The organism is Paraburkholderia lacunae (genome assembly GCF_003353175.1).
Classification (GTDB): Bacteria; Pseudomonadota; Gammaproteobacteria; order Burkholderiales; family Burkholderiaceae; genus Paraburkholderia; species Paraburkholderia lacunae.
This window is the reverse complement of sequence record NZ_QHKS01000020.1, coordinates 23,403-36,168: the sequence shown is the minus strand read 5'-3', so window position 1 is coordinate 36,168 and position 12,766 is coordinate 23,403. Positions and strand designations below refer to the sequence as shown.

The window sequence follows — 12,766 nt, the reverse complement described above, 5'->3', positions numbered from 1 at the left end:
GCTGGTCATGCAGCGGACGACGTGGGCTGAGTGGCCGTCATCATGGTTGCCACTCGGTCGCGACCACCGGACTTCATCCACTCGTCACATGCCTTCGCGTAGTAAATGACCTCGCTGATATCCGAGTCGAAGCCGAACATGCTGTATGGCAAGCCGAGCGCATCACAGGTATCCCGCATTGCACCCATGCCGCGCACGAGGTTCGGACCGCCTCGGCCAATCACCACGTGCAGCGGCGTCGGTCCGTGCTCGCTGAAATATTCGCGAAGCGCATCAGCCATCGCGCGGAAGGTTTCGAAGATGTCCGTGTTGTTCGACTTGCCGCCAATAATGAAGAGGACGTTCGTCTGCTTGAGCCAGTGCTTGAAACAGATACGTGCTACTTGCTTCATCTTCTCGTAAGGCGGGTTTCCGCCGAAGTCCGAGGAAATAATGGCGTCGTCGCCCAGCATCTCCGATACGAGCGAATTGGCGCCGCCGCCGAACGTCGGGGCAAGGATCGTTCCGCGATCGTTGATCACGTATACATCGCTCTGCCCCTGGTAGGTACGAAGCTGATTGATCTCCTGCTCGAAGTCCGAGTAGTCCATCGAGAAAAGATGGGGCGGCAGGTTCAGGCGCTGCCAGCGGGTGTCATCCCGATCGAACCCGCCCTTGAAGTCGCACGCCACCGGTACGAGCCGGCCGTTGCGCTCCGCACGCATTCGAATCGGGTTCAATTCGAGCGTCGTCATGCCGAAGTTGTGATACAGCTCCCATAGCTTGGGCAAGTGCTGAACCAGCGGCGAGATGATTTCCTTCGGTGCCTTCAGCGCGGACAACGCATTGGCGACGACAAATGCCTTCAGTCCGGTGAGCGGATCGAACGGTATCTGCGCGACCAGACTCCGGTCGAGTTCCTCGATGTCCACACCGCCATGATGTGTGAGCGTCATCGTCGGCGCACGGAAACGCGTCGAGTCGGTGATCGAGAAGTAAACCTCATGCTCGACAGGGACCGCCCCTTCGAACGTGACGCCATTGGACTTGGCGACCTGATTGCCGTGCCGATGCTCGACGAAATAAAGACGCTCCTTTTCCCGCAGCGCACTCTTGAGATCACTTGCACGTCCAACCAGGCCCGCCTTGCCCTTCTTCCCGACGCCGCCTTTGAACACCGGTTTCACGAACACCGACCCGTAGCGGTCGAGCAATGCCTTGATTTGCTCCTCACTCGCGTCCGGGCCTAGTACCTCCGCGGCCGGAAAACCTCCGAATTGCAGCAGCCGCGCACCGTACAACATACCTGTGACCTGCATATCGCCTCCTACGGGGGAATTCTGGCGTCCGCAAAGCACCCGCGCGCCTCCCGGGCCACAGCGCCATGACATAAAGGGCCGCGCGGCCCTCCGGCTTCAGTTTCCTGCCAGCGAATGAACCGCGCCGTCCGGCAGCACGTCAAAACGCAGCAACGCACCGCCTGCCTTACTTTCTCCTGGCGACACCGCGACGTACAGCCGGTGCAACTCAGGCACCAGAATGGCCGTCTTGGCGCCCTTGGCCGTCGGTACGTGAGCGAGTTCCTCGTAATGCGTCGCGTCTTTCTGCTGGATCACACCGAGATAGTCGTCACCAGCCATGTAGATGCGTTGGTTGGTCTTGTCGAAAATCACCTGATTGGTCCGCTCAGGAGCGTCGAAACTTGCCAGCGTGGCCCCGCTGCGGGCATCGAGCACCAGCAGCTTGAACGGCTTGCGCGTACCGACGAACAACCGTTGATGGGTTTCGTCGAACGCCATCGCCGCGTTCAGCTCCGCTCCCTTGATCGGCCAGGTGTCGATGACCCGGCGGCTGGCCTTGTCGACTACCGCCATTGCGCTCTTGCCGGTCAGGTTGATGAACAGCCGGTGGCCCTTCTGCTCCGCCACCATCGACTCAGTGAAGTCGGTGTCGAAGGTCATCTCGCCAATGCGCTTGCCGGTTCTCGGGTCAACCTCCGCGACGATGGTCCTGGACATCTTCGGATCCGCATTCTTGCCGCCGGTGACGACGTACAGATGCTGGCGCGATGGATCGTAGTACATGGAATCCGCGCCGACGGTGAGCCGGATAGACCCAATGACGCGGTAGCTGGCGGCATCGACCACCTTGGTCATACCGGCACCGCTGTCCGTCACGATCAGGCGATTCACGTCAGGCAGGTAGAGAATGCCGTGCGGCTGCTCGAAGCCTTTGACCGTTTTCAGATGCGCGCCTGACTGGAGATCGAAGACCTCCAGCGTGCCCTGGTCTTCGCCGGCGAGAAACAACCGGTTCCCTTTGACGTCGGCGGCGAAATGATCAAAGTCTCCGTCATAGCTCGGCAGTTCGGTACGACCGCCCAGATGAAGCACCACCGCGGCATTGGCAGAGGCAGCCGGCTCGGCTGCCGCCGCTTCGCCAGGCAAGCCCGCGCAAAGTGCCGCACAGGCGAGCGCAGCAAGGGACAGCAGGGAATTTCGCACACGCATTTTCTGTATCCTGAAGAACAATCGATGGTCAGACGGCGCAGGGCAAGAGCCGCCTCGCGCTCGGGTCCACTCAACGTGTCTAGTGGGCCGGATTGAACAATGCCTTGAAACTCGGAATCTGCTTCTGCACGCTGTCGCGCAAGGCAGTGCCGGCGAGGAAGAAGTCTTTCTCCCCTTTGGCGTATTTGCCGTCGTTCTTGTAAGCAGCAACGAGAAGGCCGATGTTTTCACCGGACGCATCGCGTAGCGGCATCATCATGACGAACTTCTTGACCGTGTCGTTGGTCCGGTGCCAGCGCGGGTCCACGATGGTGATGCCTTTTGTCATGATGTCGATGTCGTCCGGATCGTCCGGGTTGCCGATACGATCCAGATAGGAACCGGCGAACATGGTGTACGTACCGTTGGCCGCACCGGGCGGAATCCCGTGGAACGTGATGCTGAGCAGTTCGGGATGGCTCGCCATGATCTGCTCGGACAGCACTTGCGCGAAGATTTTCTCGTTTGGCGGCGTCCAGTTTTTTGCCTTTTCCGGCGCGGCGTTTGGCGCCGCCTGCGCAGCACAAAGTACCGATACCGACGACAGCACGCTGAGCGTCGTAACGAATGCAATCTTGGTCAAAGTCTTCATGTGTCTCCTCTCTTGCCCGGTGGGCGGTATGGAACCAGTTGTACGAACGAGTGTAGGTTCGGCACCTTGAATGGACATGAACACGTCCTGAATTCAAATTTAACCAGGCGCGGCGCAAACATGGCAGGACTGCCAACGACACTGCAACCTATTTCACGCCGCACCGAAGACAAGAACGTCCCCAACTGACAGAAGATCGACCCGTACCCCGACCTAAGCTGAACGCAATCCGACGCTATCGGGTGTACGTCAAGACACTGAATGTGTTGGGCAGGAAGTGCGTGGTCGGCGCATGCCCTTCCTCGTACTTGACGACGTACTGGGCGTTGACGAGGTAGATCCTGCCGGTCATGGCATCCATCACTCCGGTTCGCGCCATTGGCTGCGTGCCGACGGTTTCTGTCACCCGAAACGTATCGTCGGCCGCTTGCTGAATGACCGTCATGTTCGCGTCCTCGCCATTGGCGGTAACGATCAGTCGAGCCTTTTCGTCGTACATGACTTCGTCTACGCCACGGCCAATCGGTAGCCGGGCGAGCTGCTTTCCAGATGCCGCATCGAGCACCGCCAGCCGCGGTGGCGAAGCCCCCTGCCCGCGGCAGCCGACGAAGATGCGTTGACCGGCCTGGTCCATTTCCAGCGCGGCGGGCTGCAGGCAATCGTCGAGCGGGAACGTCGCGACCACTTCCATCGTCCGGGCATCGACCTTGACGATCTGTGCCTGGTCGCGCAACGGCATCACGATATGGCCAGCGCCGTCGGAGCGAGGCGCATCGACCTTGATGCTGTCGATCATGACTGAGCCTGCCGGCTTGCCGGTCACGCCATCGAAAAAGAGCACCGGGGTCGTCTTGTTGACGCTGTCCGCCTCGCCGACCATGACGAAACGCCGGCTCACTTTGTCGAAAGCCGCGCCGTCGAACCCGTCGGTGTCGCTCTTATAGCGAGATAAGGTCTTGAGGCTGGATATCCGGAATACGACGACATGACCGTCGGTCGTGCCGGCGAGGCCCACGTCGAATTCGGGTGCGAGGGCCGACGTGTTTGTGCCGGCCGATTGCGCCAATGTTTTGATGACACGCCCTTGGCCGATGTCGTAGACATGCAAGCCGTCCTTCCGATGCGCGATAAAAATGCGGCCGCGTGCCTGGTCCAGCGAGTTGTAGTCCCACCCCGTATCGCTACTTTTTATCGTCACCTGCTTTGCGAGGTGGTAACTGCCGGCCTCCGCGCCATGAGCGGCCACGAAAACCGACAACCCGCCGGCCAGCAACACACCGCCGCACACCAGACGGGCGTAACACACAACGCTTGACGGTTTCATGCCCGGCATTGGAGCCTCGCTTGCAAACTGTTGGCTGATGGAGTCAGACCGTGCGGGCCCGCCTGAATTCCCACTGCGCGATCCTGCATGCCTCACGCCGGGCGCCCAACCTTAGAAATCGATTTTGGCGTTGAGCCTTACGCTACGGTCCATGCCCGTCCCCAACGTACCGGTCTGGACGGAATTCCAGTACCGCCGGTTGGTCAGGTTGTCGACGCTCAGCACGAACGACGAGCGGTGCCCATGGATCACGGTGGCATACGCCGCCCCTGCCGTATAAACCACGTAACCGGGGATGTAGCCCTGGTCCTGCGGATTGACGGGCCGCTGCGACACGAACGATGCGCCGACCGTAAGCGCAAGCCCAGGCACGTAAGACGGCCGGTGGGTCACTGACACATTGCCGATCCATTTCGGTGTGTTCTCGGGCGTCAAGCCCTTGATCGTCATGTCGGACACCGGATTCTGCACCGCGCGCAGCCATTGCACGGCGGCAGTCACGCTCCACTGCCGGCCGAACTGCTTGGTGACGACCGCCTCGGCGCCTCGGTACTTGATCGTGCCATCGTTGGAGAAGACCCTGGTCACGGAGTTGGTCACGGCATTGACGCGATCGATGTCGAAGTACGAGGCGGTGATCGACAGACCGTCGAAATACGAGTCGCGGATACCGATTTCCTTCTGGGTCGAAACCGCCGGCGCCAGGATCTGGTACGCGTTGACCGCGTTGACCGGGGCGACACCGCCGTCTTCCAGGCCCTTCATGTAGCTGGCGAACAATGTGGTCGTGGGCAGAACGTCGTAGAGAATGCCGGCCGCCGGCAAGGGCAAGTAGGTTCCCTGCGATACCCGTCCGTCGCGCGACACCGAGCGGGTTTCGCGAAAGCCCGCCAGCACTTTCCATTTTTTCCCGATACCAATGTTGTCGTACGTATAGAGCCCGCTGTCACTGCTGGTTTGCAGCGGCAATGAAGTCGGCGGCCTGGTCGGCACCGGCGCCGGCAGCGCGATCGGATCGTAGATATTGATCCGCTGCGGCAGAACGATGCTGTTTTGCGCGGGCGTCTCGGCGTTTCGTTCGCTGCGGGAAATGCCTAGCGTCAAGTCGTGATTGAACGGACCGGTTGCGAACTTGCCGAGCAGTTCGGTTCGCTCGAAGCTGTTGATGTAGCTCTGCGTGACGGTATTGACCGTTTCCACGCCACCGGCTCCGGTCGCGACGTTGTAGCCGGCGATGCGCCCTGTAAGCCGCGAGCGATCCGCGTACGAACGGCCGACCTCAACGAGTACTTTCCAGTTGTCGTCAAGGATATAGTCGACGCGGCCCTGCACGTTGGTCGTGCGCGGCGTATACAACGCCCATGGGCCGGACAGCAGGTTTCTCGGATCCGGCACGCGCGGCACCGTGATATGACCTTTGACCGCCGTAGGCAGACTGATGGCGGCCTGCTCCACCACGTCCTTCTGGTACTGCTCGAAATCGAACTGGAAGCTGAGCCGGTCCGTCACGCGCCAGTCCGCACCCAGGCTCTCAAAATAGCCGTGCCCGTTGGCGCCCTTGACGCCATTCTCGAGATGGGCACCCGACAGATTCGCGCGCAGCCCGAATTGCTTCTCGCTGCCGAAGCGCCGGCCGATGTCGATTCCGGCGCCATACTGCCCGAACGAGTTGCCGGAAAGCGTCAACGAAGTCACGTCGCGATCGGTGGCCCGCTTGGTCACGAGATTGATAATGCCGGCCGGGCTCGCGACGCCGAACATCAGCGCATTGGCGCCTTTCAGGGTCTCGATGCGCGCCTTGTCGTCGGTCGGCGTCGTCACCACGCCGGCGATCGGCAGGCCGCCGTTAAGACGATAGTTCGAAAACAGGTTGAGCTTGATGCCGCGAATGCTCTGCGCATCCGCCGGACTGCCTTTCGAATTCGTCGGCGCAACCCCTGCCTGGTTTTTGACAGCGTCGGACAAGCCATCCTGTGCATCCTGGAGGGCGGCGCTCGAAACCTCCTGCCGGGTCATCGGCAACGATTGCTTATTGCCTAGCGCTGACTTGTCCAGTTCGGCCGCGACGGTGGTCGGCACCGGCGTCACGACACCGGGGTCGAACAATTTCGCGCTGTTCGGGATGCGCGGGCGCAAGCTGTCCCGGATCGCTTCGGCCTGTCGTTGCAGGGCCGGCTGCCCGATGCTTCGCGTGTACGGAAAGATCACGCCTAGTGCGCCAATGGTTGCACCCGTTGCGTCCTGCAAGGGCAACTTGACTTCAAAGCGATCCTCCTCGCGATTGACTTCCAGGCTTGTCTTGCCGGCGGTGATCACCTGCATGTCATCATCATCCGCCGGCTTCCCGATGCGACCGATGTTGGAGGCGATGATCGGGTAGTCGTTGCCACCCTGGGGCGGCTTGACGTGCATGGCAAGCACCACTACGCCGGGGTACTTCGCCAGCGTCTCGTCGATCAGCGTCTGCGCATAGGTATTGAGTGGGATGCTCGGATCAAAGCGAGCCGGTTCGAACAGATTCGGCGCATGGGCGATCCGGCGGCTGATTTCATCGCGGATTTGCGCGGCCGTCTTGATCAGCGCGATCTGGTCAAAGCCGGAACCGGACGGATACGGGAAAGTCATTTCGACCATGCCGATAGTCTTGCCATGCGCATCGAACAACGGCAAATGCGCCTCGACGTTCTGGTTGCCCGACTGGTTGACTTCCACAAACGGCTCGCCCGACGTGATCACCGCCAGGTCGTCTGGATCGGTTTGCTTGCCGATCCGCTGGCCCGACTTCGCGGCAATGATGACACTGCGCGCACCATTGGGCGGCTGCGCGTGCAGATCCAACTGAAGCAGTTCCGGATGCCTGGCGACAGTGCTGTCCACCAGCTCCTGCGCATAGCTCCTCACCTGCGCCTGCTCGCTCGTGCTCGTGCTCGTGCTCTGCATACCTGGAGCCGGCGGGGCTTGCGTTTGCGCAAACAGCGCTGTGGGCAGCGTCGCCGCGACCGCCAGGGCAAGCACGGATTTGCTGAACATGTCTCCTCCATTTTTTATGCGCCCCTCGTTTGTTTTGTTCAGAGGGATCTATCCTGTGACGCCTGCCTTGTTTCCTCCAGGCGCGAACCGAGCACGGACAATCCCATGGTCAAGACTCGCGCGAGCATCCGCTTTGCGGCGCGGCAGTGCCGCAGAGTTGGCAAGACTGACGATGCCTGCAGGGGCGACGCTGAACCATCCGGCGTGTCCCCTACCGATCAGGCCATCAATCCGCCTTGTCGAGCTTCGCCAGCTCTTGTTGCACGACCGCCGGCGTTAGCGGGATATAGACCCCCTCCTTCGCTACGACATCCTGCCCCTGACGGCTGAGCACCAACTTCAGGAATTCCTTCACCTTCGGCTCGAGCGGTTGGCCCGGCTTCTTGTTGACGAAGATGTACACGTAACGGGACAGTGGATACTTGTGCGAGTAGACATTCTGCAGGGTTGGTGCGAGGAACGGTTGCCCTTCCTCTGCTGCCAGTGGCACTACTTTCACGTTCGGCGTCACGTTCGCGAGCAACGCGTAGGTCAACCCGCCGGGATGCGTCGCCATGTCTTCCGCTGCCACCGTGAACGCGTGCGTGAAGCCCTTGCCCTTGACGAACTGGATGTTGTCCTTGTACTCGCCACCCTCCAGCAAGTTCAGCCTCAGAAAGTATTCGATGCCGTTGACCGGCTTCAGGCCATACAGATGAATCGGCCGGTCGGCCCACTCGCCACCCAAACCCAGGTCGCCCCATTTGGTGATATCGGCATGGCCCCGATTACGCGTCGTCGAATAGATCGCGTCGAGTTGGGCCAAGGTGAGTCCCTTGATCGGATTGTCCTTGTCGACCAGCACCACTGACGTCGCCGTCTTGCCCAGCGAACCCACGCTGCCCGTGGCCACGCGAATCGCCATCGGCTTGTAGCCGAACTTGTCCACAAAACCCTTCTCTTCGGCCGGCAGCAACTCGCGCCCAACCGGCGCCAGGTCGGCGGTCCCGGCCGTCAGGGCCGGCCCCCCGGATCCAGACGCCTTCGCCTCCATGGTCACGCTCAGTCGCGGATAGGCCTTGCGATACAACTTGATCCAGCCCAACGTCATTTCGTCCATCACGTCCGCGCCCACCAGACTCAGCTCCTCTTCGGGCACTGACTGCACTGCACCCGGCTGCCAGTTCGGAATCGACGGATCCACTTGGAGATGATGTTCCACCGCTGCGTATTTCAGCGCGAAGGCCGGCGATGAGGTGAGAGCGGTCAACGCCGTCAAACCGATCATTGCGGCGACCGACGCCACCGCTGTCTTGCGCAACACACGCGCCTCGTTCCCTTGTTTCATGACGTCTCCTGATGGAATCAATGAATGCTGCTTCGTCTGAAGCTCTTGCCCTCGACGGGGCTTTTTTTTCTAATCCGCGCCGCGCGCTCCTTCACCGACGAGAACATCGCGACCGCTACGACAACCACGAGTCCCGCACCGCCGTTCATCATGCCGGGGACTGACTTTTATTTCCCTTTCATGGTGGGCTACTACGTTAAATAAAACCTGAACGTTTAATAAATGCGCTTTCAGGTCCACCCATGCGTCATGGCCCCTCTGCGAGCCCGCTCAGGCGACATGCCAGGCATGGCTAATGCGCTGGTTCGAACAGCGCCTCCAACGACGGTGTCTGTGCGCCCAGTTCATCGCGCACGCGCTCGGCCTGGTGCACAACCAGCGCCTTGTCCCCCCCCGGTGAGAACCGGAAGGTCGAGCCGATTACGCCGATCGGCTTCCCGTTGACATCGCGCATGACCAGCTCCACCGACAGGTCGCCGGTCCTCGTCGGTTCCACGCGCGGCTGCCCGGAGGTCAGGACGGACAGATCGTCAGCATCGGCTTTTTTGCCGATACGGCCGATATTCGAGGCGATGATGACGTTGTCCACTGAAGCCGGCGGCGTAACGTGCAAGGCCAGGATCGTCAGTTCGGGGTGCGAGGCCAAGGTCTTGTCGACCAGGCTTTGCGCATAGATGGGGGCCGGCGATTGAGCCCATGCGGAACCGGCCAGCAACCACGCGGTTGCGGCCCAGAGCGTGCTTTTCATTGGATGTTCCTCGTGACCGCGCCACGCCCCTGGACGTCCGGGGCGCGTGGAATGACGGTCTAATCTGAACGTCAGTTGGCGATCATGGCGCGCGAGCTCTCGACCTGTTGCGCACGCAGAGGCACGTACATGGCGTGATCGATGACCGATTGCTGACCTTCCTTACTCAGGACGTAACGCAGGAATTCGGCGAGCGCCGGATTGAGCGGCTTGCCGGGCGTCTTATTGGTGTTGAAGTAAATCAACCGGCTCAGAGGGTAGGTAGCCAGCGCCACATTCTCATAGGTCGGCGCGATGAACGGACCTTGGGCCGTCTCGCCGAGCGGTAGCATCTTCACAGGCGAATCGATATAGGCGACTCCCGAGTATCCGATCCCGTAGCGATCGTCGGCAACACGCCTGGCCAGGGGGAAGACCAGCTTGTCGTAATGAATGTCGTCGCGCCACTCGCCGCGCTTGCCGTCAACACTCAGGATCTTCTGGCGCACGAATTCCTCGAAGCCATTCCACGGCTTGATCGCGTAGACATGGATCGGCTTGTCTGCCCAATCGCCTGTCAACCCAAGGTCGCCCCAGGTCTTGAGCGGCTTGGCGCCGCGAAGATGGGTCCTGGAAAAGAGCTCATCGATCTGCTCGTAGTTCAGCTTCTGCAGCGGATTGTCTTGATTGACGAAGAAACCGATCGTATCGAGGAAACCGAAATGGCGGTAGGAACCGCCGGAGATCGGCACGCTCAATGGCCCGTAGCCGAATTTTGCCTGGAAGTCCGTCACGTCATCCGGTTTCAGTTCACGTGACACGAAGACAAAATCGAGATTTTGCTTGACCAGCTCCTTTGCGCCCAGACTGCCGGCATAGGGCGGCTCCACGTCAATGCTGACGTCCGGATAATACTTCTTGAATCCGGCGACCCAACGTTTGACGAGCGCCGGCAGGACGTCGGAAACCGCCCCCTTGAAGGTCCCGGACAGCTTGATGTCGGTACGCGGCTGATAGCTGGGCAGCGCGGCGTCGAGCGTGGGTTGCAGAATCTCCGGTTGCACCAGGGCTCGGCCCACCTTCATGCCCTCGTCCGCCTGCTCCTTCGTCTGAGGCGTTACCGTCGGCAGGGCGGGCACGATCCACTCGACCATCGGCGCCTGGCCGTCGCTGGCCGGGACTGCCATCGCGTCGCCCGCTGCTACCAGCGTCGCAATCGCCAGACCCATCGCCACCGGCAGCCGCAGCAGGCAGGCACGGCCGTGCGCCGCGCCTGGGGCGCCCCTGGTCGCAGAATGTAATGCGGTGTCTCTCACAGTGCGTCTCCTCTTATTGACGGCATGTTGAAATGCCGAGTCTCATCGTGATTCTGGAAGCAATGAAAACCATTGAGCATGGCCACCGATGGTTCGTAGCGAGCGCGAAGCCGTCCGCTCTGACGTCTATGCTCAATGACCGCGCACACGGCCCTCTCATGCTCACGATACGATGCCGTGCTAAAAGCAACCTGAACCGTTCATGAATATTCATTTATGGTTCGATACGCCGGTCCGTGCATTGATGATCCCGTTCGAACTGCTCGACGCCTCCCAAGACAGTCAGCGCCAAATTGCGGGTCAAAGTACGGGCGTTCATGTCCGGGTTCAATCCGTGTAATCCCACGTTCTTGTGATCAAAGATCTGCACGGCTACCACCGGATCTTTCATTTGTCGTCTTGTCTATCGCTCGGTGTTTGGCCGGCAATCGATCGACAACCCGTGGTTGTACCCATGCCGGTGTTCGAGAGTCGGGCGTCAGTTCTTCAGTCCGATCGGCGCCATGTCGCCACACCGGGCCAGCGCCTCGAGAACCTGAACGCAGACCCGGCCACTCTCCACCCGCATTGAGCGCGCCCTCTTTGAAACCAATGTCTTTGGGCTATGCGCACTGACCCGGGCGGTGCTGCCCGGCATGCGTGACAAGCAACGAGGACATATCGCCGCCGTGGACCGTCCCGCTCCGCCGGTTCACCTCGTGTCAGGTGGTCCCGGGTTGAAGATCGCGCGCCAACAGCTCGCCGACCTTGCCGCGGAGTTTGATGCGTGGGAAGTAGTCACCTTAAGTACAGATTTTCCGCAGGAAGGACTATCGCGAACGGGAGACTCCAGGGCGCAAAGTCCGGACACTGTGTGGACAAACACGCTTCCGCGCATTCGTCAAAACAGACTCCCTGTCGAAGGGCCGGCCCTTGATGCCATTAGGCTGAGTCTCTGTTGGCCCATTCCCGCACGGCCTGCGAAAACAGCCGAAGCGCTGTGGGCGGGTGCCGATTGGCCGGATAGTAAAGACACAGGCCGGGCATGGATGGGCACCACTCTGGCAGCAGCTGGATCAGACGTCCAGAGGCAAGGTGATCGATCACGTGATATTCCGGAACCCAGGCAATACCGATTCCCGCCAGTGCCGCATCGACCATCAGGTTCGTGTTGCCAAGCGTCATCGGTCCGTCGACATCGACGCTCGCGCTACTGCCGCGATGCTCGAGCTCCCAGCGATACAGCGTGCCGCTGGCAAACCGGAACCTGATGCAGCGGTGCTGGGCGAGTTCCTGCGGTGTGGTGGGCGCCTCACGGCGCGACAGGTACTCGGGGGACGCTACCGCAGCAAACCGCAAGTCGGGCCCGAACTTCACGGCGATCATGTCGCGCGGCACGTCGTCAAGGACCCGGACGCCGGCGTCGAAACCGTCGGCCACGATATCCACGAGCCGCGTATCCACCACGATCTCGACATGGATATCCGGATAAGCTGCCAGAAAGCTCGGAAGAACGTGAAGGATCAGCGGCCGTGCTCCGGCCTCGGCCGCACTGATCCTGATCGATCCAGAGGGCCGGTGCCCGACTGAAGCAACTTCATTGAGGCCGTCTTCCAGATCGGCGAGCGCAGGGCGAACGCGCCGCAGAAGCTGCTCACCAGCCTCGGTCAAAGCCACCGAACGGGTGGTCCGGTTAAACAGCCGCACACTCAAACGTTCTTCGAGATTTCGCACTGCGTGGCTAAGCGCCGGGGGCGACACGCCTAGCGTGCGCGCTGCCGAGCGGAAACTTCGATGCTCAGCAATGGCGATAAAAGCAGTCAACTCGGACAGGCCAGCGCGCAATTGCATAGATGAATTTTCCTTAACACCCCGTGAAATTCTACGCTCATTGTTAAAGGATCGACAACAACCTACCATTTGACCCATCCGTCATCGCGTGG

General features: G+C 60.8%; 11 protein-coding genes. 1 reads left to right on the top strand and 10 read right to left on the bottom strand.

The window, feature by feature from the left end; translation table 11 throughout:
• Positions 1-5: 5 nt before the first annotated feature.
• The 6 genes from DLM46_RS26490 to DLM46_RS26465 form a co-directional block, all read right to left on the bottom strand.
• Positions 6-1,298: an ATP citrate lyase citrate-binding domain-containing protein gene (locus DLM46_RS26490; protein ID WP_115105400.1), complete on the bottom strand. Its 1,293-nt coding sequence runs from the start codon at positions 1,296-1,298 to the stop codon at positions 6-8.
• 96 nt (positions 1,299-1,394) lie between these two features.
• Positions 1,395-2,489 carry a YncE family protein gene (locus tag DLM46_RS26485; protein WP_115105399.1) on the bottom strand — a complete coding sequence of 365 codons (1,095 nt, stop codon included), beginning with the start codon at positions 2,487-2,489 and terminating at the stop codon, positions 1,395-1,397.
• 79 nt (positions 2,490-2,568) lie between these two features.
• A complete protein-coding gene (locus tag DLM46_RS26480) occupies positions 2,569-3,198 on the bottom strand; it encodes a hypothetical protein (RefSeq protein ID WP_244306372.1) in 630 nt (209 codons plus the stop codon).
• A 157-nt stretch (positions 3,199-3,355) separates the two neighbouring features.
• Positions 3,356-4,444 carry a hypothetical protein gene (locus DLM46_RS26475; RefSeq protein WP_133300382.1) on the bottom strand — a complete coding sequence of 363 codons (1,089 nt, stop codon included), beginning with the start codon at positions 4,442-4,444 and terminating at the stop codon, positions 3,356-3,358.
• A gap of 111 nt (positions 4,445-4,555) precedes the next feature.
• Entirely contained in the window at positions 4,556-7,474 is a 2,919-nt protein-coding gene (locus DLM46_RS26470; protein WP_244306371.1) for a TonB-dependent siderophore receptor, read from the bottom strand.
• A 226-nt stretch (positions 7,475-7,700) separates the two neighbouring features.
• Positions 7,701-8,801 carry a PstS family phosphate ABC transporter substrate-binding protein gene (locus DLM46_RS26465; RefSeq protein ID WP_115105396.1) on the bottom strand — a complete coding sequence of 367 codons (1,101 nt, stop codon included), beginning with the start codon at positions 8,799-8,801 and terminating at the stop codon, positions 7,701-7,703.
• A 24-nt stretch (positions 8,802-8,825) separates the two neighbouring features.
• On the opposite strand from DLM46_RS26465, the gene DLM46_RS26460 reads away from it, so the two are divergent.
• Entirely contained in the window at positions 8,826-9,005 is a 180-nt protein-coding gene (locus DLM46_RS26460; protein WP_115105395.1) for a hypothetical protein, read from the top strand.
• Positions 9,006-9,093: 88 nt separating this feature from the next.
• Here the strand turns inward: DLM46_RS26460 and DLM46_RS26455 are convergent, their stop codons facing one another.
• From DLM46_RS26455 to DLM46_RS26440, 4 genes are all read right to left on the bottom strand, one after another.
• The gene (locus DLM46_RS26455; protein ID WP_115105394.1) at positions 9,094-9,549 is read right to left on the bottom strand and encodes a hypothetical protein; all 456 of its coding nucleotides are present in this window, start codon (positions 9,547-9,549) and stop codon (positions 9,094-9,096) included.
• A 71-nt stretch (positions 9,550-9,620) separates the two neighbouring features.
• Positions 9,621-10,844, bottom strand: coding sequence for a PstS family phosphate ABC transporter substrate-binding protein (locus tag DLM46_RS26450; protein ID WP_244306370.1), 1,224 nt, complete (start codon positions 10,842-10,844; stop codon positions 9,621-9,623).
• 214 nt (positions 10,845-11,058) lie between these two features.
• Positions 11,059-11,235, bottom strand: coding sequence for a recombinase family protein (locus DLM46_RS39625; protein WP_165848062.1), 177 nt, complete (start codon positions 11,233-11,235; stop codon positions 11,059-11,061).
• 530 nt (positions 11,236-11,765) lie between these two features.
• On the bottom strand, positions 11,766-12,674 hold the full coding sequence (locus DLM46_RS26440) for a LysR family transcriptional regulator (protein ID WP_115105393.1): 909 nt from the start codon (positions 12,672-12,674) through the stop codon (positions 11,766-11,768).
• Positions 12,675-12,766: the final 92 nt, after the last annotated feature.

Bases quoted from the DNA above. Each gene is read 5' to 3' on its own strand.
- DLM46_RS26490 (WP_115105400.1), bottom strand. From the start codon at position 1,298: ATGCAGGTCACAGGTATGTTGTACGGTGCGCGGCTGCTGCAATTCGGA.
- DLM46_RS26485 (WP_115105399.1), bottom strand. From the start codon at position 2,489: ATGCGTGTGCGAAATTCCCTGCTGTCCCTTGCTGCGCTCGCCTGTGCG.
- DLM46_RS26480 (WP_244306372.1), bottom strand. From the start codon at position 3,198: ATGTCCATTCAAGGTGCCGAACCTACACTCGTTCGTACAACTGGTTCC.
- DLM46_RS26475 (WP_133300382.1), bottom strand. From the start codon at position 4,444: ATGAAACCGTCAAGCGTTGTGTGTTACGCCCGTCTGGTGTGCGGCGGT.
- DLM46_RS26470 (WP_244306371.1), bottom strand. From the start codon at position 7,474: ATGTTCAGCAAATCCGTGCTTGCCCTGGCGGTCGCGGCGACGCTGCCC.
- DLM46_RS26465 (WP_115105396.1), bottom strand. From the start codon at position 8,801: ATGAAACAAGGGAACGAGGCGCGTGTGTTGCGCAAGACAGCGGTGGCG.
- DLM46_RS26460 (WP_115105395.1), top strand. From the start codon at position 8,826: ATGCTGCTTCGTCTGAAGCTCTTGCCCTCGACGGGGCTTTTTTTTCTA.
- DLM46_RS26455 (WP_115105394.1), bottom strand. From the start codon at position 9,549: ATGAAAAGCACGCTCTGGGCCGCAACCGCGTGGTTGCTGGCCGGTTCC.
- DLM46_RS39625 (WP_165848062.1), bottom strand. From the start codon at position 11,235: ATGAAAGATCCGGTGGTAGCCGTGCAGATCTTTGATCACAAGAACGTG.
- DLM46_RS26440 (WP_115105393.1), bottom strand. From the start codon at position 12,674: ATGCAATTGCGCGCTGGCCTGTCCGAGTTGACTGCTTTTATCGCCATT.